This window comes from Martinezella rhizogenes (assembly GCF_000799715.1).
Taxonomy (GTDB): Bacteria; Pseudomonadota; Alphaproteobacteria; order Rhizobiales; family Rhizobiaceae; genus Rhizobium; species Rhizobium rhizogenes_C.
In genome coordinates, this window is sequence record NZ_JUHG01000016.1 from 24,777 (window position 1) to 45,944 (window position 21,168).

The window sequence follows — 21,168 nt, forward strand, 5'->3', positions numbered from 1 at the left end:
GAAGGCACTCGGAAACAGTGGAGCCGCGCCAGCCGTGGCCAGCGCGGCTCCCAATTCATTCAATCGGCTGAAAGTCAGCCTGCGTTGATCGGCAAGGCAACGAAGCGGCTGCCGTCGCCAGACTGAATCTGGAACAGCGCGCGGGTGCGGCCGTCCTTCTTCGCCTGGTCGATCACCTTGGCGATATCGCCGGCGCTGGAGATCTCCTGGTTGTTAACCGAGGTGATCTTCTCGCCTTCCTTCACGCCCTTGTCGGCGGCATCGGAGTCCGGATCAACACCGGTGATCGCGACACCCTTGCCGTCGTCAGATGGGCCGACGGTGAGGCCGAGATCGGCAAGCGCCTTTTCGGAAGACGGCTGCTGCGGCTGGGACGGCTGTGAATTGTCGTCGTTCGAAGCCTGGCTCTGTTCGGCCGGCAACGTACCGAGTTCGACGGTGACCAACTGGGACTTGCCGCCACGCCACAGCGAGACATCGACCTTGGCGCCCGGCTGCATCGCGCCGATACGACGGGCGAGATCGCGCGGGTCCTTGACAGGCTCGCCATTGACGGCGGTTACGACATCGCCGTTCTTGATGCCGGCCTTCTGTCCGGGAGAACCGTCCTGCGGGGAGACGACCAGCGCACCGCTCGGCTCGGACAGGCCGAGCGATTCAGCGATGTCCTTGGTGACCGGCTGGATCTGAACGCCGAGCCAGCCGCGTGACACGCTGCCGCTCTTGATCAGGTCGGCCACGACGTCCTTGGCCGTGGTGGCGGGGATGGCGAATGCGATGCCGACGCTGCCGCCCGACTGCGAGAAGATCGCGGTATTGATGCCGACGACCTGACCGTTGAGGTTGAAGGTCGGGCCACCGGAATTGCCCTTGTTCACGGGTGCATCGATCTGGATGTAATCGTCATAGGGACCGGAATGAATGTCGCGGCCGCGGGCCGAGACGATACCTGCTGTCACCGTACCGCCAAGGCCGAAGGGGTTGCCGACGGCGACGACCCAGTCGCCGACACGAACCTTCTGGTCATCAGCCCAGTTGACGTAGGTGAACTTCTTGCCCTTGCCGTCGACCTTCAGCACAGCGAGGTCGGTGCGCGAATCCTTGCCGACCAGCTTGGCGTCGAACTCGGTGCCATCGTTGAGAATGACAACAAAGGCAGCACCATCGGAAACGACGTGGTTGTTGGTGACGATATAGCCGTCTTCCGAGACGAAGAAGCCAGATCCCTGGGCGACGGGGCGCAGATGCCCCTTGCCGTCCTGCGGGTTCTTCTGCTGGTTTTGGCCTTGCTGCTGATTGCGACCCTGCTGCTGCTCGAACTGCTTGAAGAACTTCTTCAACGGGTGATCGTCCGGCAATTCATCGAAACCGCGGCCGAGACCGAAGGAATCGTCCTCATCGGCGACCGGATTGATGCGGGATTCGACGCGAACCGAAACCACGGCCGGAGAGACCGCGTCGACGACATTGGCGAAGCTCGGAACCTGCGGAGCCTGAACATTGACGGCATCGGCGTAGGAACGGCTGACTTCAGCCGGGACACCGGTAGCAAGGGCGGCAACAGCGAGACCGGCGACGACAGAAGCTTTCATAGCGGTGCTACGGGACAAAGTGTCCTTGATATTCCTGAACATATGCGAGTTACCTTTTCTTCTCTCGTCCGTTTTTCTTCCACCGGCGGAACCGGTGATGAAGGCTCATGAAAATGATATAGGGCTTCAGACCTTACAGCGAACTGTCCGACCCATGAAAACTTGGTAATGTAACGAAATATTGTCGACAGGAATAAAACAACGTGCCGTGTAACGTCACTTGTCGAGGATCTCGCTGAGGCGCGCCTCTTCCTCCGGCGTCAGCCGTGTGCCCGTCGGCTTTCCGGCGCGACGTCTCGCGTAAACGACGAGAGCAAGCCCGCCGAAAACAAAGAGCGTCACCGGCGCTCCCCAAAGCAGCAAGGTCTTTTCCGTAAAGCGCGGCTTCAACAGCACGAACTCGCCATAGCGGGAGACGATATAGTCGAGCACCTGCTTGTCGCTGTCGCCATCGGCAAGGCGCTTGCGAACCAGAAGCCGCAGGTCGCGGGCGAGATCGGCGTTGGAATCGTCGATCGACTGGTTCTGGCAGACCATGCAGCGCAGCTCGGCCGAGATCGTGCGCGCCCGGGCTTCCAGCGCCGGATCGGGTAACACCTCGTCCGGATTGACGGCGAAGGCGGGAGCGGCCGCGAGCAGGAGTGCAAGGGCCAGGAGCAACCGCCGGATCATTCCGCCGGCTCCATCGCTGGACTGGGTACCGGCTTCGCCTTGCGGCTCGGCGCGCCGACGCGCAGGCGGCGGTCGCTGAGCGAGATAAAGCCGCCCAGCGCCATGATCACGGCACCGCCCCAGATGCAGAGGATGAAAGGCTTCCACCAGATGCGGACGACCATGCCGCCGTCGTTAGTGGCGTCGCCGAGCGAGACGTAAAGCTGGCTCAAGCCGAGGCTCAGAATGCCGGCCTCCGTCGTCGCTGTGCGGCTGGCGGTGAAGACGCGCTTGGAGGATGAAACCTGCGCGATGGCGACGCCGCCGCGGCTGACGGTGAAGTGGGCGCGATCCTCGGTGAAGTTGGGGCCGACACCCGGCTGCGTATCCTCGAAGCGTAACGTATAGCCGCCGAGCTCGGCCGTACCGCCCGGCTTCATCGTGGTGATATTCTCGGTCTCGAACGTGGTGACCGCAACGATGCCGAGCACGGTGACGCCGAGCCCGGCATGGGCAAGCGCCGTTCCGAAGGCGGAGCGCGGCAGGCCGCTCAGCCGCCGCCAGGCGACATTGCCTTTAACCTTGCCGACGCCAGCGCGATACCAGAGATCGGTCACCGCGCCGAAAACCAGAAAGAAGCCGGCGGCAAGGCCGAGAACGGCAAGCACAGGCCCGCCATGGCGGACATAGAACAGGACGAGACCGGCAATCAGGGCAAGGCCGGCGGCGACATAGAGCCGCTGCAGCACGCCGAGCAGGTCGCCGCGCTTCCAGGCCAGCAACGGCCCGAAAGGAACCGCAATCAGGATCGGCATCATCAACAGGCCGAAGGTCATGTTGAAGAAGGGCGGGCCGACGGAAATCTTGTCGCCGGTCAAGGTTTCCAGCGCCAACGGATAGAGCGTGCCGGTCAGCACCGTGCCGCAGGCGACCGTCAGAATGAGGTTGTTCAGCACCAGTGCGCCCTCGCGCGAAATCGGCGCGAACAGGCCGCCGGCGGAAAGCTTCGGAGCGCGGAAGGCGAAGAGCGACAGCGCGCCGCCGATGAAGATCAGCAGGATGCAGAGAATGAAGATACCGCGCGTCGGGTCGCTGGCGAAGGAATGCACGGAGGTCAGCACGCCGGAGCGCACCAGGAAGGTGCCGAGCAGCGATAGCGAGAACGTCAGGATCGCCAGCAGAACCGTCCAGATCTTCAGCGCGTCGCGCTTTTCCATGACGAGTGCGGAGTGCAAAAGCGCCGTGCCGGCGAGCCAGGGCATGAAGGAGGCATTCTCCACCGGATCCCAGAACCACCAGCCGCCCCAGCCGAGCTCGTAATAGGCCCAGTAGGAGCCCATGGCGATGCCGAGCGTCAGGAAGGTCCAGGCGGCGAGCGTCCATGGCCGGACCCAGCGCGCCCAGGCGGCATCGATACGACCTTCAAGAAGAGCTGCCACCGCGAAGGAGAAACAGACGGAGAAGCCGACATAGCCGAGATAGAGCAGCGGCGGATGGATCGCCAGACCGATATCCTGCAGCACCGGATTGAGATCCTTGCCCTCGGCCGGGGCCGGGTTGAGGCGGATGAAGGGATTGGAGGTCAAAAGGATGAAGACCAGGAAGGCCGCCGATATCCAGGACTGCACGGCAAGCACATTGGCGCGCAGCGTATCCGGCAGATTACGCCCGAACAGCGCAACCAGCGCGCTGAACAGCGCCAGGATCAGCAGCCAGAGCATCATCGATCCCTCGTGATTGCCCCAGACGCCGGAGATCTTGAAGATCAGCGGCATCAGCGAATGCGAGTTCTCCCAGACATTCAGCACCGAAAAGTCGGAGACGACGTAAGCATAGGTCAGCGCGCCGAAGGAAAAAGCGACGAGCGCGAAGGTGACGACGGCGCCGACCGGGGCGATATCCATCATCGACAATTCGCCCCGCCGCGCACCGATCACCGGGATGATTGAGACGATGATCGCGGTCGCGAGCGCCAGCACCAGCGCGTAATGTCCAAGCTCGATGATCATTGGCTTGCTTCCTCGCCCTTCCAGACGCCGTCGGCCTTCAGCCTGTCGGCAACCTGCTTCGGCATGTAGCGCTCATCATGCTTTGCCAGCACGCTGTCGGCAACAAAGACGTCGCTGCCCGGCTCGAATTTGCCTTCGGTCACGACCCCCTGCCCCTCGCGGAAAAGATCAGGCAGGATGCCGTTATACCGAACCTTGATCGCATCGGAACCATCGGTGACGGAGAACTGGACCTGCGTGCCCTCGCCGCGCACGACGCTGCCCTCCCCGACCAGGCCGCCGAGGCGGATCAAGGTGCCGGCACCGATGGGGTTCTTGGCGAGATCGCCGGGCATGTAGAAATAGGCAACCGACTGGCTGAAGGCGAAGAGGACGAGCAGAACGGCGGTGGCGATGAAGCCCATGCCGCCGGCGATGACGGCGAGGCGTTTCTGCTTGCGGGTCATTGCGTCACCTCCACTGGCAGACCCAGTTCCTTCGCCAGCGCCAGAAGCTGCTGCCCCTCGCCGCCATCGGCGGGAAACGCGGCAAGGCCGCGCTTCAGCGCATCGACGGCACGATCCCTGTCGTTCAGCACGGCATAGGAGCGGATCAACCGCATCCAGCCCTCGAAATTGTTCGGATCTTCCCTGAGCTTGGCGTCCATGCTCTCCACCATGCCGCGGATCATCCGCTGACGATCGCCGCTGTTCAAGGAACTCATGGCCTCCACCTGCTCGGGTGTCGGGTTCCCCGGTGCCTTCGCGCCAGCCGACCCTGCCGTGGCCATATCCTCGGCTGTGCCGCTGTTCTTGGCGATATGATCGTTGACCGCAGCCATCCAGGGCGCCTCGGGCGGCGACTGCTCTGCCAATGCCACGAAGGCGGTTCTGGCTTCCGCCGTCTTGCCATCCTGCTCCAGCGCCAACGCGAGATAGAACAGCGCGCGGGGATTGTTGGCATCGAGCGCAAGCGACTGCTGTAGTGTGCTGCGCGCCTCCGCCGTGACGATGCCGCCGGCCTTCATGATCAGCACCTCGCCCAGGCTGCCGAACCGCTCGGCGCTGGGGCCGAGCAGGCGAATGACATTGCGGTAGGCGAGCTCCGCGTCGACAACACGGTTAGTCTTCAAATAGATCGGCGCCAGCACCTCCCAGCCCTTGCCGTCATCAGGGTTCCGCGCCAGATGCTGTTCGACCTTGACGATCGAGATGGCGAGATCATTGCCGGGTTGCTCAAGGCGCGCTTCCAGCGGCTGCGACGGCAGGCCGGGAGCGCCTTTCATGAGATAAAGACAGAGGCCGATGGCCGGCAGGATGAGGATGATGAAGGCCTGCGAGAACCGATAGTGGCCCCGCGTCGCCTCTTTTGCGCTGTTCGACGCCATACTCGAAACGGCAAGCAGGCGCCGGCCGATTTCGGCGCGGGCATAACCGGCCTCTTCGGCCGAAATCAGGCCGCCCGCAAGATCGCGGTCCAGCTCGCGAAGCTGATCGCGGTAGACCGCAACCTCCCCGGCACGGCCGTCATCCGCCACATTTGCTCCGCGCAAAAGAGGATAGAGCAGGACGGCGCCGACAACGGCCGTCAGAACGGCCACGAGAATCCAGAACAGCATAGACGCCCAATACTTTAACCGGGCGCTTATTCCAACCGTCAAAGCCCAGTTGACGAAGATTTGAGGCGTTTGGCCGCGCTTTTCAGACGTGCGGAATCTTAGATAATCGTGCAGCTTGAGGCGGATTCGACTGAGCTTGGTCATAGCGTCGTGTTCATCAACGGTCATGGACGCAAGGAACACCTTGTGGTTTACTGGCGTGGGTGGCTCTATCGCGTGCCATTCGAAGTCGGTGAGGTCATATCGGCTAATTTCAACCTTAAATCAGCCTGCTAGCGCGAAGCGACGGGCAAATCTCATGATCTGGAACATCATTGATCGACGAAACCGCCCATATCGTTGGCAGTGCGTCAATGTGATTATCGAAGGCGTGGAACACGACAACAGTTGTCCCGACGCAGATCAAGCAGACGAGACTTCGCCATCATTGGTGATCGACTACGACAGTCGAGACAACTTATCTGTGCGGGAAGCCATCAAATGGGCCAACCAGCAACGCAGCCCTGTGACCATGTACCTCTACGACGCCGATGACAAAACCATGGCCGTCCATTTTCGAGCCACCGGGAAGCGGTTCTCGCACGATGCCGACGCTGAAACGGCCTAGTTCAACGGCGACCAGGTGCCGTCGTCATTGCGGCAGGCGGCGCCCCTTGCCTGGGTCGGCTTGTCGTCGACGGTGACCGTGTGCCTGTATTGGCGGCAGTTCTGCGAGCCGACCTGATAAGGGGCAGCGGCCACGACTTCGCCACTGATATTCTTGCTCGTCCAGACGACGGGCATACCAAGCGGCGCGGTTTCCAGCGCCCGATACTCCGCTTCCAGTGCCCGCCGCTGGTCATTGTCGCTGAGCTTGATGCCGGTGCGACCGACGATACCGCCCTCCAAAGCAGCAATGTACGGCGTCGAGGCCGGCGGCTTGGCGGTGGACAGGAAACTGACGCCGGGAATTTTACCGCTCGGTGTCGAGCAAGCGGAAAGACCGATCATGGCAAGAAAGGACGGAACGATCAGAAAAAAGGTGCGAAGCTTCATACAACCGAACCAATATCAACGAGCAAACCAGCGGTACTGCAATGCGGCATCATCATGACACGGCACATCTTTTTGGCATCATGCCGCGCATCAAGCAACATCCTTCGTTACTCCCGGCAGAATTAGACTGGCGCGAAGGCCGCCCCAGGGACCGCGAGACAGCTCAAGCCGCCCCTGATATTCGCTGATGATCTCGCTGACAATCGAAAGTCCGAGGCCTGTACCCGGCTTGCTCTCATCAAGCCGGCGACCACGCTTCATCGCCTCACGGATCTGATCCGGCTCCAGACCGGGGCCATCATCCTCGACCACCAGTTCCACCCAATGGCGCCTGGCCGGATCGATGCCCTTGACCTCGGCCGGCGCCTCGTTGGCGGCCACGCGCACCTTATGCTCGGCAAAACGGGCGGCATTTTCCAGGAGATTGCCGACGGTTTCCTCCAGATCCTGCTGCTCCATGGCGAGCGCCAGGTTCGGCGAAACGGAGAGCTCGAATTCCTTGTCGGCATTAAGCCGCCGCATGACGCGCACCAGACGCTCCAGCGCCGGCTCCGCCTCGGTACGGGCCAGCACGGATTCGCGCTGCGCCGCGATGCGGGCGCGGTTGAGATAGGACTGCACCTGTCCCTGCATGGCCTCGGCCTGGCTCTTGACGAGGTCGCCATGCGAGCGTTCCAGCACGCGGGATTCGTTAAGCAGGACCGCAATCGGCGTCTTCAGCGAATGGGCGAGATTGCCGACCTGCATGCGCGCCCGCTCAACGATGCGGCGGTTGCTCTCGATCAGCGCGTTGACCTCGTTGGCGAGCGGCAGGATCTCGCGCGGGAAATCCCCCTGTAGCCGCTCGCTCGCGCCGTCGCGGATGCGCTCTAGAGCCGCACGCGCCTTATCGAGGGGCTTCAGGCCGTAGAGAATAGCGAGCGCGTTGACGATCAAACTACCGACACCGAAGCCGACGAGTGCGAAATAGAGGCTATGGGAGAAATTGCGGACATCGTCTTCCACCACGGCGACATTGCCGGTAACGCGGAAGCGCGCGGCGCGGCCGTCGGTATCGAGCACGACCTCGGTCTCGGCCACCTGCACGCGGTTTCCGGAGGCGTCGGTCACGATGTAATAGCGCTCGTAATTCTTGTCGAAGGGCGCTTCCAGCACCGAGAGAACGGGCAAGGTCGAGGCGCCGAGCGAGGGCGAAACCAGCGGTGTCGCCGTATAGGTGCCGAGCGGCTCCACCATCCAGTACCAGCCGGTCTTTGGCTGGGCGAAACGCAGGTCGCCGAGCTGCGGGCTGCCCGACAGCGCGCCCTGATCACCGATCGTCACGGAGTTGATGACGTTATAGAGCTGCGCTCTCAGAAGATCCTGAAAGCCGCGCTCGGCGCTCTTGCGATAGATGTTCGAGATGACAAGCCCGATCACCACCAGCGCCACGGCGGACCAGAGTGTGGTCAACAGCAGGACGCGAGCGGTGAGTGACTTAATTCGCATTGGTCGGAGCTTGGATGCGATAGCCGAGACCACGGACGGTCTCGATCAGGTCGACGCCCATCTTCTTGCGCAGACGGCCAACGAAAACCTCGATCGTATTGGAATCGCGGTCGAAATCCTGATCGTACATATGTTCGACCAGCTCGGTGCGCGAGACGACTTCACCCTTGTGATGCATGAGATAGGCGAGCAGGCGATATTCATGCGAGGTGAGCTTCAACGGCTTGCCGTCAACGCTCGCCTTCGAGCTCTTGGTGTCGAGGCGCACCGGGCCGCAGATGATTTCGGACGAGGAGTGACCGGCGGCACGGCGGATCAGCGCCCGGATGCGCGCCAGCACTTCTTCGACGTGAAACGGCTTGGCGACATAGTCGTCAGCACCGGCGTCGATGCCGGCGACCTTGTCGCTCCAGCGGTCGCGCGCCGTCAGGATCAGCACCGGCGTTCCCCGGCCCGCACCACGCCATTTCTCGAGCACGGTGATCCCGTCCATTTCCGGCAGGCCGATATCGAGGATGATCGCGTCATAGGGTTCGGTGTCGCCGAGGAAATGCCCTTCCTCGCCGTCGAAGGCGGTATCGACCACATAACCCGCCTCTTTCAAGGCATCGGCGAGCTGTCGGTTCAGGTTGATGTCGTCTTCGACAATGAGAATGCGCATATTCCGACCCAATTTCCCCGGTTCGAGAAACAGTACTGCAAATCAGGTTCGAGTGGAATCCACTTAGCCATAAGATTTTGCGTGAGATTCAAAGCGTTAGAGTGTTCCTTGCGTGTCGGCGTGACAGTGTTTCCACCTACATCGGCACCTTCATGGTCACTTTGCGTGGCCGCTGACCGTTGCCCTGAACGAGGACGGTGACAACGCAACTATCGCCCGACGGCTGCGCGGAGAGGAGCTGCCCTCCGGTCTTGGCGACAACTTCTGCCGCGGCCTCGCTGCAGTCGCTGTTTGCACGCGCCACCAGGGTCGGCGTCGGCGTCGGCAGAACAGTCGAGCCGGCCATGAGCGCGGCCGCTGCTGCTATGCTTATGAATGATGCCATACTCAGACTTCCCACGGGGACATTAACTTGAGCGAATATGTACCCAAACGCGTCTGAATGGCAAATGAATGGGTGGTAATTTTCCACGCGCAAAACGTGCGGCCGAAGTTTTGCCTCTTTTAAGTCCTTGCGTTAATTATACTTATCGTAATCCTTATCTCCAACCCGGCGACGAGCGACCCGCTGAAGCGGCCAAGACCCCGGCCGCATCCGGAAACGGCTGACGAGCCGCGCCAATTACCCCCTCCCGAGTGCCGGAACCAAGCCTGACGCGCCATAGACGTCAGGCATTTTTAATCTTTCTTGATTATCATTACCTGATAGGCGCACCATGACAGGTGACGCATCACGAGGCCGATGCAACTGGCCTTAAAGCGTTTTACGCACGTAAGACGCGTAATTTCCTTGAGTCTTTTGAATCGCTTGCCGACACGTTTTCGCGAGTTGAGTCGTCGGCGAGAGAAGTTGAGTCAGGATCTTCGCACGATGAATCCAGTCATGGCGAAACTGATTCCGCTCCCACACCCAACTATCCGGATTGACTACACTATAGTGCTTTCGCCAACCGTTAAACCGGCTCGCGTACCGCCGCCGTGCTGTCATAGTCCGCCGCGATCCGCATTTCGCGCAGCGGGCGGACCCGCTCGATCGAAAGCTGATAGTTCGGATGCGCCTTATAGGCGGCCAGCGCCGCTTCATCGTCGAATTCGCCATAGACGATGATATCGACATCAGTGCCGAGCTGATCGGTCTTCACATTCGTCCCGATTTCCAGCACCCGCGCATGCGGAATAGCCGTCAGGATCGACAGCCCGGAGCGCACAGCCTCCAGATTGGCGCGATCAGGAACGGTGAAGAAAACGATATGACGGATCACGCGGAGGCTCCCTGTGCATTGGCGAAGGCACCGCGCGATATCATGCGTGGCAGGTCAATTCAACGACGGTCGAGCTTGAGCAGGCTGTCGTTTCGTCGCAGCGTGCCCGGAGAAACGGCAGCCTCCCCTGCAAAGCTCCAACGTGCTATCCTTCCGCATCATGACCGATGACGAGCTCATTGTCTTTGCCCTCGATCTGCCGGAAGCGATGGCAAGTTCACATTTCGGCAATCGGGATTTTCGCGTTCGAGGCAAGATTTACCTCGCGCTTCCCAACTCGGATTTTTGTGTCATCAAGCTTACTCCCGGCCAGCAGCAGATGGCTCTTGCAACCGCGCCGGACCATGTCCTTGCCGTGCCGGGTGGCTGGGGAACGAAAGGCTGGACGCGGCTTTTCCATTTAACCGCGGATGAGAGCACGATACGCGCGCTGGTTCGGCAGGCATGGCGCAACGTCGCACCAAAATCTATCGTTTTGCCGGAGGATTAGGCTGCATCTCGTCTTCCACCGTGAGCGGCCAATCGACGACATAATCCTCGAAATCGTCGACAGCGACTTCGTTCTCGCTGATGGTGCGGCCCCGTGCGGAAACGCCGGCAATATGAACCGTTTCCGGATCGCCGGATACCAGCGGATGCCACCAGTAGAGATCCCGGCCTTCGTCGACGAGACGATAGGCGCAGGTGGGTGGCAGCCACGGCAGATCCGGAACTTTTTCGGGCGTGAGCTGTACGCAGTCGGGCACGAAATCCCAACGGTTCGGATAGCTGGTGCATCGACAGCTTTCGCCATCCATCAGCTTGCAGCGGACCGACGTGAAATAGACGTCGCCGCTATCCCAATCCTCCAGCTTGTTGAGACAACAGAGACCGCAGCCGTCGCAGAGGCTCTCCCATTCGGGTGTGCTCATCTCCGTCAGCAGCTTGCTCTTCCAGAAAGGTCTCTCATCCATGTAGGTCATCCTTGCGGCTCGCAAGGGAAATGCGGGCTGCGGCATGCATGTCTCTTGTTCTTTTCCCTAAATCAACCAATTATTCAATGTGCCAGTCTATGACAGGATAGGCTTTGCGTGTCCCAAGGGAATACGCAATCGAGGCATTGCGGGCGGGAAGTAAAGCGTGGCAGACCCATCCAACCCAGAAAACGGGCCAGAGACCAAGCCCAATGCGCAACTGGAGGCCCAGGCGGAGAAGCGGCCGCGCCGCAAGCGGCATATTCTCCTGCGCATCGATTCCTGGATCGACTCCTCTTTGTGGAACGCTGGTTTTCGCCTTGGCGAACTCTGGGAAGACATTACCATTTTCTTTCGTCGTTTCCGAGCTCGCGGCTGGAAGCGCATCCTGTTCGAACTGCTCGGCGAAGGATTGACCCTTGGCACCGCCGGGTCCGTGGTGCTGATGATGCTCGCCATGCCGGCTTTCGAGGCGACGCAAGGCGACTGGCGCAATCGCGGCAATTTCGCCGTCACCTTCCTGGACCGTTACGGCAATATTATAGGCCATCGCGGCATCATCCATGAGAATTCCGTACCGGTGGACCAGTTGCCGGACTATTTCGTCAAGGCGGTGCTGGCGACCGAGGATCGACGCTTCTTCGACCATTTCGGCATCGACGTCATCGGCCTGTTCCGGGCGTTATCGGTGAACGCCCAGGCCGGCGGCGTCGTTCAGGGTGGCTCGACGCTGACGCAACAACTTGCCAAGAACATCTTTCTCAGCAACGAGCGCTCGATCGACCGCAAGGTCAAGGAAGCTTTCCTCGCGATCTGGCTGGAGGCTAATCTCTCTAAGAAGGAAATTCTGAGCCTCTATCTCGACCGCACCTATATGGGTGGCGGCACGTTTGGCGCTGCCGCTGCGGCGCAGTTCTATTTCGGCAAGAGCATTACCGACGTCAATCTGGCCGAGGCGGCTATGCTGGCCGGCCTGTTCAAGGCGCCGGCGAAATACGCGCCGCATGTCAACCTGCCGGCGGCCCGCGCCCGCGCCAACGATGTTCTGAGCAATCTTGTGCAAAGCGGGTTGATGACCGAGGGGCAGGTGATTGCCGCGCGGCGCAATCCCGCTTCCGTGGTCGACCGCGCCCAGATCGAATCCCCCGATTTCTTCCTCGACTGGGCCTTTGACGAAGTGCAGCGCCTCGCCGCCCGCTTCCCCGAGCGGTCGCTGATCGTACGCACCACCATCGACATGGGGCTGCAGAAGGCGGCGGAAGATTCGGTCGAATCCAGCCTGATGGAATATGGCGAACGCTATCATGCCAAGCAGGGCGCCACGGTCGTCATCGAAAATGGCGGCGCGGTCCGCGCCATGGTCGGCGGCCGGGATTACGGCGAGAGCCAGTTCAACCGCGCCACAAGGGCGCTGCGTCAGCCAGGCTCGTCCTTCAAGATCTACACCTATTCCGTTGCCATGGAGCGGGGGCTGACCCCGACCTCCACCGTCGTCGACGCGCCGATCACCTGGGGCAACTGGAGCCCGCACAATTACGAAAACCGCTATTCAGGCAAGGTGACGCTGGCGACCGCAATCGCGCAGTCGATCAACACCATTCCGGTGCGTCTCGCCAAGGAGAAATTCGGCATCCAGCCGATCCGCGACATGGCCAAGGCCATGGGCGTGGAAACGCCGATCCGCAACGACAAGACCATTCCGATCGGGACATCCGAAGTGACCGTGCTCGACCAGGCGACGGCCTATGCCGTCTTTCCGTCCGACGGCATGCAGTCCCGTCGCCACGGCATCGGGCAGATCGTCGGCTATGACGGCAAGGTGCTCTACGACTTCAGTCATGACGAGGTGCCGGCAAAGCGCGTCCTCACCGAAAAAGCCAATTCCTACATGAACCAGATGCTGATCCAGATCCCGCAGATCGGCACGGGCCGCAGGGCGGCGCTCGATCGCGGCATCCTCGTTGGCGGCAAGACCGGCACGACGCAAGCCTATCGCGACGCCTGGTTCATCGGCTTCACCGGCAATTACACCTGCGCCGTCTGGTTCGGCAACGACGACTACACCTCCACCAACAACATGACGGGCGGCACGCTGCCGGCCATGACCTTCAAGAAGATTATGGACTATGCCCACCAGGGCATCGTGCTGAAGCCCATCCCCGGCATAGACAACCCCTTCCCTGTGCAAAAGCCGCAGCCGGTGGCCAGCAAGAAACCCGCCGATGGAACCGAAAACACCTTGCCGCCGCTTATTCGTCCACGCACGCTATCAGTGGATTCCACCAAGATCCTGCGCGACCTCGGCGAGAAGCTGAAGGCGGCGGCGCCACTCGCGACGCAGAAAGTGGCGACGGCGGAATAAAGCCAGGCCGCCTCCATAATGCAGCGCGTTATAATACGGATTTTGATGCGCAAGTTCGGCAATCGCCCCACTAACCCTTTCCCCTGCCGTCAGAATCAGGGATAAATCGCCACCTGATTGGTCATGAGGACGATCTTAGGGTGTTCCGGGTTCCCCTTCTTGTTGCGGTTTCGCTGATGCTCGCCTTTGGCGGCGGAATCCTGTTCACGCTTTTTGCGCTGGATGCGACGTCCGGCTTCGGCGCGATCAAGCTTGGTGCCTGGCAGGCTTTTCCGGATATGCACACGGGCGATGCGGACCCCTATGCGAAATCGCATCGCGCCCGCGCCGGTCGGTTGCTCTACGGCACCGCGGAGGGATTGTCGTTCATCGCATCCGATGACGATGGCGGCGCTCGGCTGACAGCGGCATGCCGCTATCGCATCAGCGGCCAGACTCCCCCGGCACGGCTGTGGACGTTGTTCATCGCCGGCAATGACGGCGAGCCGCTCGAGCCCGCCCCTGGCCGGCCCTCGGCGATCAATTCCTGGGTGGTGCTGCGTAGTCCCGATTCAAGCTTCAGCATCACCGTTTCACCGGACGCACAAGCCGGCAACTGGCTGGCCCTACCCTCCACTGGCAACTTCCGGCTGGTGTGGACGCTACTGGATACACCGGCCGCCGGCAATTCCGGTCTGATCGATCTATCCATGCCGAAACTCGAGAAAATCGGGTGCGGCCATGTTTAAGACCGTCTTCGCCATCCTGACCGGAGTGCTTGGCGCAGCCCTGCTGCACCTCATCATTATTCTGTCCCTGCCGCATTTTTCCGATCGCGACGCCTATACCCGCGTCGAGGACGAAGGCGATGAAAACCATTTCTATATGCTGGACAACAAGGATGACGATGCGGGGCTTTCCAACAGCGACCCCTATATCCGCAGCGCGGTCTGCGCCTTCGATATCGAATCCCAGCCAATCCGGCTGACTGCCAAGGGCAATGTGCCGTTCTGGTCGCTGTCCGTCTATGACGCCGCGTCCAACGAGGTGTTCAGCATGAGCGACCGAACCTCCGTTGGCGGCGCGCTGGACCTGTTGCTTGCCTCGCCTATCCAGCTCACGGGCATCCGCAAGGCGCTGCCGTCGTCGCTTGCGCAATCGATCCTGGTCGAAGTGCCGCGTGCTGAGGGTTATGTCGTGCTGCGCACCATGGCACCTGAGGCAAGTTTTGACGATGCCGCCCGGAATTTCCTGTCGGAAGCCGGATGCGACGTGTTTGATGGACAGTGAGATTGAGCTGAAAAGCCGAAACTGACCGGAAGGAAGCATATCGTGGCTTGAACCGCGAAGCTGAAAGCCGCCTCGGCGGCTGAATGCCGGCGAAATGCGCCGGCCTATGATCGAACTACTTGCCCTTCGCCCGCTTCGGTCCCGTGCCGGGACGGTGGGAGCTGACGTCGAGGCGCTCGTAGCGCACGCCGGTGAACAGAAGGATCCTCGCCTCAACCGGCTCCTTTTGGGCGCGCCGCGGCAACCGCGATCGTCGGTCCGAAAGGGATATGATCTTTGCCATTCTCGTCTCCATCCACAACCTGAGACGGATGAATTTGCGACTGATTTCACCCTGTCCGCCATCGAGGCGGACCAGCGTGCCCTCTGGACTTTGCCGCTCCCCGCGGCTCCGACAAAGGGCATTCACGCCTTCTCACGGTATTCCCTGAACACCGCGACATGGACGCCCAACTGTGGCTTCCATGCGAACTATCCTGCGACTAAATTCTGCAAATCGCTGTTTTCACCCGAATTCAGACATACTGTAGTTAACAGAATGCTAATCATCGCCGCGCCTTGCCATGAGCTTTCGCGGCCTCCTGAGCAATAAACGCGGAGAGGCCAGATATGGTTTCATATGCGATGTAAAAAAATCGAGAATCGTTTCTCCCATAAAATTCCACAAAATCATACTCTTATAGGAACGAATCCCTCTGCCCGCGAATAGCGTCGCGACGCTACGCGTTGCAGAAAAGTGTCACGCAAATATTATTTGAGGTAACGGCAAATTAACGTATTGTGACGGGTGAAACAGAGGGCGGGCAATGTCAGTGGCGGCCAATTCCTTCTTCTCTCCCGAGGACGTCACCGTCCTGCGGGGCGCACTCGATAAATGGTGCCAGGAGAAGCGGATCGACATCAAAAGCACTGAAGCCCAGTTCGCGGCGACGGCGGCGATCAGCCTGTTTCAATCCGGTTACGATACCTCCGAGAAGCTGCTGGTAGCACTGCGGGAGCATAAAGGGCTCTAAGCCGAACGCCGTTGATATCCAAGCTTCCAGCCACACCTTCGCGCGATTGGCTGGTTCATGCCGCCAAAGCTCTCATAAGTTGAGTTTGACAGCCAGCGCGTCGCGCTGGAACGGCCTCCATGCGGGCCGAGAACCATCAAACACAGCCGATCCGATGCGAATGCCGCGAAAAACCCAACGCAAGCTTAACGCGCAATTTTTATTTGGATTTTAATAAAGTTTTCACCAACCATTAACCCTGCCCACCTTACTCTCCAAGAAAGCCAGATCAGGACGACCGTGTATACGACCGTTTCGACAGCCACCACCGATTGCGCGCAAGAGCCAAGCGCGCTGCGGCTTGGCCGAGGAAAGACGCCTCGTCGCATGTGTTTGATGATCCGGCTCCCGTTCTTTTTGTTTCGCGTATTAGTATGGGTGTTAGCGTGCGTGACCGGTTTCGAGATCTGGAAGAGCCTGCGACAGTTCGCAAGAAGGATGTGGTCCTGATGGCGACGGTCACCAGTTTCGAAGGCATGAATCACCCGTCCAAATCCGAGCTTCGCCAGTTCGCCGAACTTTTCACCCCCCTCTTCCAGGCATCGACCGACGAGGCAAAGCGGCAGGCGGTCGCCGCTCTCTCGCAATGCCCGACCGTGCCAGCAGCCGTCTCTCTTTTCATCGGCTGCCAGCCAATCGCCATCGCCGCACCGTTTCTGACAAGTTCGCAGGCGATAGACGACGACACGCTGATCACCATCGCCCGCACGCAGGGTGCCGCGCATGCCAAGGCCATCGTCCGCCGGCCATCCCTATCTCCTAAAGTCATCGACGCCCTTGTCGGCCTGCATCAGGCCGAACCGGAGCGCGGCATGACCGCATCGGAGATCCTGGTCGTCGAGGCTGCTCCAGCGCCGCGCTTGGAGACGAGCTTGCCCGACCCCGAGGCCGAGCGCATTGCTCGCGAGGAATCGCTGCGGCAGAAGATCAAGCAGGTTGCGCGCCATCTCGGCCGCGACGACAATGACCGGCTGGGCCTTCGCAGTCTTTCCGACACGCAGGAAGCCTTGATGGTGCGTTTCGCCCGGGAACGGGACGCGCAGCACTTTGCCGCCACGCTCGCCGACGCGCTCACCTCCAGCCACTGGCTTGCCGAGCGCATCATGATCGACACCTCGGGCCAGCAGCTGGCGGTAACGCTGGTAAGCCTCGGCATGGGCTTTGCCGACGCCGTCTATGCGCTGGAGCGCTTCTATCCGCATCTTTCCGAGCGTCACGGCAGCGTCAGCCGCGCCTGGCTGGTGCTGGACAGCATCGACGCGGAGGAAAGCCACGCCCGCGTCGAAGCCTGGCGCCGCGCCGACAGCTACACCTACCTGCCGCCGGAACAGAAGACCGCTCCGCAATCGAATGCGCCCCTCTTCGGCAACAGGGAAATTCCGATCCGCGAATTGCGCGTTGTCAGCCGGCGCTAGAGCGCTTCACGGAAGTGCTCTAGCTCATTGTTTCTACGCAATTCCGGACAGAAAACCGCGGCACACTTTTCTTGGAATTGCTCCAGACCCCATCCTCAGTCGAGCGGATTAATGCGCTGGTCGGTCAGCGGCACGATATCGGCGATATCATCCGTCTCCAGCTCGATGATCCAGAGATCAGGATCGAATTTCAACTCGCGATCGAGCATATGCCTGATCGCTTCGGGCTCCTTGCGATCCATACGGATTTCAAACAGGCGCGCGCCGCTTTCCTCATTTTCGAAAAAGCTCTGCGGCGCGGGGGCATAAAGCGTCTCCAGCCCATCGCGAAAACGCTGGCGAATGAAGATCGCTCCGGCCTCCTCCGAGCCCTTGTGCTCGACAGCGGCGAAGTCGCCGCGGGAAAAAAGGCGACGGGTCAGGGCGGAAACGAAGATGTCGCTGCGCAATCTCATGGCTGAGCTATAGCCGCCGGCGAAAGGCGAGGCAATTGACGGCGAGGATCAAAGCGCGCCGATATCCTGCAGTTTCTTCAGGACAGCCAGGTCGGGCTCGCCGGTTTCCGGCAGCCGGTAATGCTTCTGGAAGCGGCGGATAGCGGCCTTGGTCTGCTCGCCGGCAACGCCGTCGACGCTGACATTGCTATAGGCGATGTTGCTCAGGCCCTTCTGGATCTGCATCACCATGTTGACGGTATTGACCGCATCGCTCGGTGCGCTTTTGGGCGTGGTTCCGCTTTTGCCAAGCCCCTTCTCAGCACCCTGGATGGCCGCGGCAACGGGATCGACTGCCGACGCTGTAGAGGAAATATTGATCGGCCGATCCGCCGGGACGGCGGCGACCGTCGGCTTGCTGACCACACGAGTTGCTGGGTTGGCGGTTTGACCCGTGGCGGCCGAAGAAACAGCCTGCTGACCGGAGGCGGGGACACTTTTCGTATCGCCGTCCTGGCGCTCGATGCGGAACGTCGTGACATTGCCGGCATCGGCCTGCTGCCCGCTCAGGAAGGGCTTGCGACCGGGGATCTGATAGGGCGCGCCGGCGTCGCGGGTGCGCAGCAGCGGCGACGGGTGCGTGCCCACCTGATACCAGAGCGCGTTGGCGGTGACGAAACCGAAGACCGCGAAAAAGAGCGCGATGCCGCCGGCCGCCGCCGGATGCCGACCGACAGCGCCGCCAAGCAACCCGGCCAATGCACCGCCGCCGCGCACGCCAAGGCCACCTAGCGCGCCGGCTCCGCGCAGGCCAAGGCTGCCAACGGCAACCGCCCCTCGGGATGCAAGGCCAGGCTGCTTGCGCCTGCCCTTGCCCCTTCCCTTAGGCGATTTTCGCTTTTGCGGGGCCATTCATCTCTTCCTCTTTTCGCTTTCCATTCATCTCCAGATTATGTTTCAGACGTGGCGGAAAATCGACCGTTCGGTTGACATCCACAGGCTGTTGCACCACCGCGCCGGAACCGTCGAGCGGGATAAGGATCGTAATCGCCGTGCCCTCGCCCGGCGCGCTGGCGATGGCAAAGCTGCCGCCGTGCAGCCCGACCAGTCCCTTGACCAGCGACAGGCCAAGGCCGGTGCCGGCGTAACGGCGCGTATAATCGTTCTGGATCTGCACAAAGGGCTGACCAAGGGAGGCGAGCCGGTCGGTCGCGATGCCGATGCCGGTATCGCTGACCGAAAGCTTCAGCATGCCGTCAGCCATCGCCGCGTCGATGGTGATAGCCCCGCCGGCATCGGTGAACTTGATGGCATTGCCGACGAGGTTGATGAGGATCTGCTGGATGGCGCGCTGGTCGGCGACGATATCGCCCAGACCACGCTGCACGCGGCTCGTCAGCGTCAGCCCCTTCTCCTTCGCCTGCAGCGCCAGCATGGCTTCGCAAGCGCCGATGGAGGCTTCGATGGGAAAAGGCTCGAGCAGAAGTTCGTAGCGTCCGGCCTCGATCTTGCTCATGTCGAGCATGGTGTTGACCACGGAGAGCAGATGCCCACCGGATTGGCGGATCAAACCGACATATTCGCGCTGGCGGTCGTTCTCGAGCTTGCCGAAATACTCACCGCTCAGAATATCCGAAAAACCGAGGATGGCATTGAGCGGCGTGCGCAACTCGTGGCTGACGGCGGCCAGAAAGCGCGACTTGGCATCATTGGCCGATTCCGCTTCCGCGGTCTTGCGGGCCGCTTCCTCGCGAAGCTGCTGATCATAGGAAATATCGCGCGACTGGCTGACGATCGTGGTCAACCGGCCTTCGTTGTCACGCCGCGCGCTCATCTCCATGCGGATATGGATGAACTGATTGGTACCCTCGATGACTGCCGAGCGCTCCAGACGCAGATCAACGCCGAGGGCGTCGCGGCCCTGTCGCAGCGTATCGACGGCCTGCAGGAAGAGGATGCGGTCGGAGATATGCACCTGCTCGATGAAGCCCCGGCCGGCAGGATCACGCATCCAGCTCAGGAATTCGGCGCGATCGCGCCCGCCGACAGTGGTGACGCTGCCCTGCGGATCAAACAGGAGCACGAGGCCACTGGCGGCTTCGAGCATCAGGTCGCGATGCTCGACGACGACAGCCTCAACGGCATCGGAAGCGGGCCGCTGGCGCGACAGGGCGATGCTGCCCACGGCGGAAAACAGGAAAGCGGCGCAGACCGTGGCAACGCCGACGGGCAGCGCCACGGCCGGGCTGGTGATGAAGGAAAGTCCTGCCGGAACGGCGACGAGCGCCACGGACGAGGCGAGTGCGAGCCGGCGCAGGATCGCCAATTCCTGTTCACGGACTTCGCCATTCCCGCTTGTCCGGGACAGCCAGCTTTCGCCCGTCCGGTCCACGAGGGCTCCAGCCCTGCCAGCCATGTTACTCAATACGCGCACACCAAAACCCGCACAAACGGTCATTTATCCAGGCCCACAATAGGCTCTGGCGGCTTAAGGAAAGAATAAAGAACAAGCGCGCGGATCGGCCGAAAAAGCCCGAAAATCCCGTTTTGGCGCACTTGGCGAGACCTTTGGGTTTTGTGGTTAACAGCGGGTAAGCAACGGATTTTATTTAGATTTCCGTCGCGTGTTAACTTTTGGAGCATGGCCGGCGCCCGTAATCCCCTAGAGATCAAGCAGATCGGCCGAGACATACTTAACAGCAATCGCTACAATTCAAGCTAAATAGGCTTCAAATTCCGAAAGCTAAAACTTGAATCAAATTTGCCGAAAATACATCCAAGTTTTGAAAAGCGATGTTGTCCTCTGCCGGATAGGGTCTGAGCAACGTCGGATCAACGGATTCGAATCGGTGGCAACACCGAACGAAGCACAGGATGGGCAAGGCAATGTGGTTTCTCATTAGGACAGGGTTCTGGTTTTCGCTGGTTCTCATGTTCCTGCCGATCTTCGCCAAGCCGCAGGGCGATCCCCGACCGGCGGGTGAGCCGCAGGTACAGGTTTCCGACGCACTTTCGGCTGCCTCCGGCGTGATGCAATATGTCGGCTCCATGTGCTCTGAGAAGCCAGAGGTCTGCCTGAAGGGCGGCGAAACGCTGACCGCGCTCGGCTACCAGGCTCGTGACGGCGCCCGCGTTGCCTATGACCTGCTCGGCCAGCATTTCAAGGATCAGAAGCCCGGCGAACAGGCCGCGACGACGCCCGCCGCCAGCCATGAGCAGGCAGCCGCAGAAGCGCAGCCGATGCCTCCGAAGCGCGTGACCGGCACCCAGACTGCGGATGCAGTCATCACCGGCACGGTCAAGCTGCCCTCTTTCATTCCGGTGCCCTTGCCGAAGCCCCGGACCTGATCCATTCGTATCGATGACCGCGCGCCGTGAGCCAGCCCAT

General features: G+C 61.0%; 23 protein-coding genes. 8 read left to right on the forward strand and 15 right to left on the reverse strand.

Annotation, left to right across the window (positions count from 1 at the left end):
- Positions 1-74: 74 nt before the first annotated feature.
- From EX00_RS22335 to ccmI, 5 genes are all read right to left on the reverse strand, one after another.
- Positions 75-1,634, reverse strand: a complete 1,560-nt coding sequence (locus EX00_RS22335; protein WP_047463062.1) for a Do family serine endopeptidase — start codon at positions 1,632-1,634, stop codon at positions 75-77.
- Positions 1,635-1,808: 174 nt separating this feature from the next.
- Positions 1,809-2,264: a cytochrome c-type biogenesis protein gene (locus tag EX00_RS22340; protein ID WP_047463065.1), complete on the reverse strand. Its 456-nt coding sequence runs from the start codon at positions 2,262-2,264 to the stop codon at positions 1,809-1,811.
- Positions 2,261-4,252, reverse strand: coding sequence for a heme lyase CcmF/NrfE family subunit (locus EX00_RS22345; protein WP_047463069.1), 1,992 nt, complete (start codon positions 4,250-4,252; stop codon positions 2,261-2,263). Before EX00_RS22345 ends, EX00_RS22340 begins: the two co-directional genes overlap by 4 nt.
- Positions 4,249-4,698 carry a cytochrome c maturation protein CcmE gene (gene ccmE, locus EX00_RS22350; RefSeq protein WP_047463072.1) on the reverse strand — a complete coding sequence of 150 codons (450 nt, stop codon included), beginning with the start codon at positions 4,696-4,698 and terminating at the stop codon, positions 4,249-4,251. Before ccmE ends, EX00_RS22345 begins: the two co-directional genes overlap by 4 nt.
- Positions 4,695-5,849 carry a c-type cytochrome biogenesis protein CcmI gene (gene ccmI / locus EX00_RS22355; RefSeq protein WP_047463074.1) on the reverse strand — a complete coding sequence of 385 codons (1,155 nt, stop codon included), beginning with the start codon at positions 5,847-5,849 and terminating at the stop codon, positions 4,695-4,697. Before ccmI ends, ccmE begins: the two co-directional genes overlap by 4 nt.
- 298 nt (positions 5,850-6,147) lie before the next feature.
- Between ccmI and EX00_RS22360 the strand changes: the two genes are divergently transcribed.
- A complete protein-coding gene (locus EX00_RS22360; RefSeq protein WP_047463077.1) occupies positions 6,148-6,456 on the forward strand; it encodes a hypothetical protein in 309 nt (102 codons plus the stop codon).
- Here EX00_RS22360 and EX00_RS22365 read toward each other — a convergent pair.
- The 5 genes from EX00_RS22365 to EX00_RS22385 form a co-directional block, all read right to left on the reverse strand.
- Complete coding sequence (locus EX00_RS22365) at positions 6,453-6,884, reverse strand: membrane protein (RefSeq protein ID WP_047463080.1); 432 nt, start codon at positions 6,882-6,884, stop codon at positions 6,453-6,455. The genes EX00_RS22360 and EX00_RS22365 overlap by 4 nt on opposite strands.
- Positions 6,885-6,974: 90 nt before the next feature.
- On the reverse strand, positions 6,975-8,372 hold the full coding sequence (locus EX00_RS22370; RefSeq protein WP_047463081.1) for an ATP-binding protein: 1,398 nt from the start codon (positions 8,370-8,372) through the stop codon (positions 6,975-6,977).
- Positions 8,362-9,033, reverse strand: a complete 672-nt coding sequence (locus EX00_RS22375; protein WP_007693256.1) for a response regulator transcription factor — start codon at positions 9,031-9,033, stop codon at positions 8,362-8,364. Before EX00_RS22375 ends, EX00_RS22370 begins: the two co-directional genes overlap by 11 nt.
- 136 nt (positions 9,034-9,169) lie before the next feature.
- Positions 9,170-9,418 carry a hypothetical protein gene (locus EX00_RS22380; RefSeq protein WP_047463086.1) on the reverse strand — a complete coding sequence of 83 codons (249 nt, stop codon included), beginning with the start codon at positions 9,416-9,418 and terminating at the stop codon, positions 9,170-9,172.
- 568 nt (positions 9,419-9,986) lie between these two features.
- A complete protein-coding gene (locus tag EX00_RS22385; RefSeq protein ID WP_047463087.1) occupies positions 9,987-10,295 on the reverse strand; it encodes a Dabb family protein in 309 nt (102 codons plus the stop codon).
- 160 nt (positions 10,296-10,455) lie between these two features.
- Between EX00_RS22385 and EX00_RS22390 the strand changes: the two genes are divergently transcribed.
- Positions 10,456-10,785: an MmcQ/YjbR family DNA-binding protein gene (locus EX00_RS22390; protein ID WP_047463824.1), complete on the forward strand. Its 330-nt coding sequence runs from the start codon at positions 10,456-10,458 to the stop codon at positions 10,783-10,785.
- Here the strand turns inward: EX00_RS22390 and EX00_RS22395 are convergent.
- Positions 10,763-11,248 carry a YcgN family cysteine cluster protein gene (locus tag EX00_RS22395; protein WP_047463090.1) on the reverse strand — a complete coding sequence of 162 codons (486 nt, stop codon included), beginning with the start codon at positions 11,246-11,248 and terminating at the stop codon, positions 10,763-10,765. The genes EX00_RS22390 and EX00_RS22395 overlap by 23 nt on opposite strands.
- A 166-nt stretch (positions 11,249-11,414) precedes the next feature.
- Between EX00_RS22395 and EX00_RS22400 the strand changes: the two genes are divergently transcribed.
- The 3 genes from EX00_RS22400 (at position 11,415) to EX00_RS22410 (ending at position 14,879) form a co-directional block, all read left to right on the forward strand.
- Positions 11,415-13,610 (forward strand): transglycosylase domain-containing protein, encoded by a 2,196-nt coding sequence (locus EX00_RS22400; RefSeq protein WP_047463092.1) that lies wholly within the window; start codon positions 11,415-11,417, stop codon positions 13,608-13,610.
- A 140-nt stretch (positions 13,611-13,750) separates the two neighbouring features.
- Positions 13,751-14,338 (forward strand): DUF1214 domain-containing protein, encoded by a 588-nt coding sequence (locus EX00_RS22405; protein WP_047463095.1) that lies wholly within the window; start codon positions 13,751-13,753, stop codon positions 14,336-14,338.
- Entirely contained in the window at positions 14,331-14,879 is a 549-nt protein-coding gene (locus EX00_RS22410; RefSeq protein WP_047463098.1) for a DUF1254 domain-containing protein, read from the forward strand. The genes EX00_RS22405 and EX00_RS22410 overlap by 8 nt, the downstream gene beginning before the upstream one ends.
- Positions 14,880-14,994: 115 nt before the next feature.
- Here EX00_RS22410 and EX00_RS31775 read toward each other — a convergent pair whose 3' ends face one another.
- Complete coding sequence (locus EX00_RS31775; protein WP_202903754.1) at positions 14,995-15,162, reverse strand: hypothetical protein; 168 nt, start codon at positions 15,160-15,162, stop codon at positions 14,995-14,997.
- A gap of 523 nt (positions 15,163-15,685) precedes the next feature.
- Between EX00_RS31775 and EX00_RS22415 the strand changes: the two genes are divergently transcribed.
- Both EX00_RS22415 and EX00_RS22420 read left to right on the forward strand, forming a co-directional pair.
- A complete protein-coding gene (locus EX00_RS22415; protein WP_047463101.1) occupies positions 15,686-15,892 on the forward strand; it encodes a hypothetical protein in 207 nt (68 codons plus the stop codon).
- Between the two features lie 425 nt (positions 15,893-16,317).
- Complete coding sequence (locus EX00_RS22420; protein WP_047463828.1) at positions 16,318-17,346, forward strand: DUF2336 domain-containing protein; 1,029 nt, start codon at positions 16,318-16,320, stop codon at positions 17,344-17,346.
- A 95-nt stretch (positions 17,347-17,441) separates the two neighbouring features.
- Here EX00_RS22420 and EX00_RS22425 read toward each other — a convergent pair whose 3' ends face one another.
- From EX00_RS22425 to EX00_RS22435, 3 genes are read right to left on the reverse strand one after another with little or no spacing between them, the layout of a single operon-like run.
- A complete protein-coding gene (locus EX00_RS22425; RefSeq protein ID WP_047463104.1) occupies positions 17,442-17,801 on the reverse strand; it encodes a DUF1491 family protein in 360 nt (119 codons plus the stop codon).
- A gap of 48 nt (positions 17,802-17,849) precedes the next feature.
- Positions 17,850-18,692 (reverse strand): peptidoglycan-binding domain-containing protein, encoded by an 843-nt coding sequence (locus EX00_RS22430; RefSeq protein WP_047463107.1) that lies wholly within the window; start codon positions 18,690-18,692, stop codon positions 17,850-17,852.
- Positions 18,664-20,196: a sensor histidine kinase gene (locus EX00_RS22435; protein ID WP_404944035.1), complete on the reverse strand. Its 1,533-nt coding sequence runs from the start codon at positions 20,194-20,196 to the stop codon at positions 18,664-18,666. Before EX00_RS22435 ends, EX00_RS22430 begins: the two co-directional genes overlap by 29 nt.
- Before the next feature lie 470 nt (positions 20,197-20,666).
- On the opposite strand from EX00_RS22435, the gene EX00_RS22440 reads away from it, so the two are divergent.
- Positions 20,667-21,128: a DUF5330 domain-containing protein gene (locus tag EX00_RS22440; protein WP_047463832.1), complete on the forward strand. Its 462-nt coding sequence runs from the start codon at positions 20,667-20,669 to the stop codon at positions 21,126-21,128.
- Positions 21,129-21,168 lie beyond the last annotated feature (40 nt).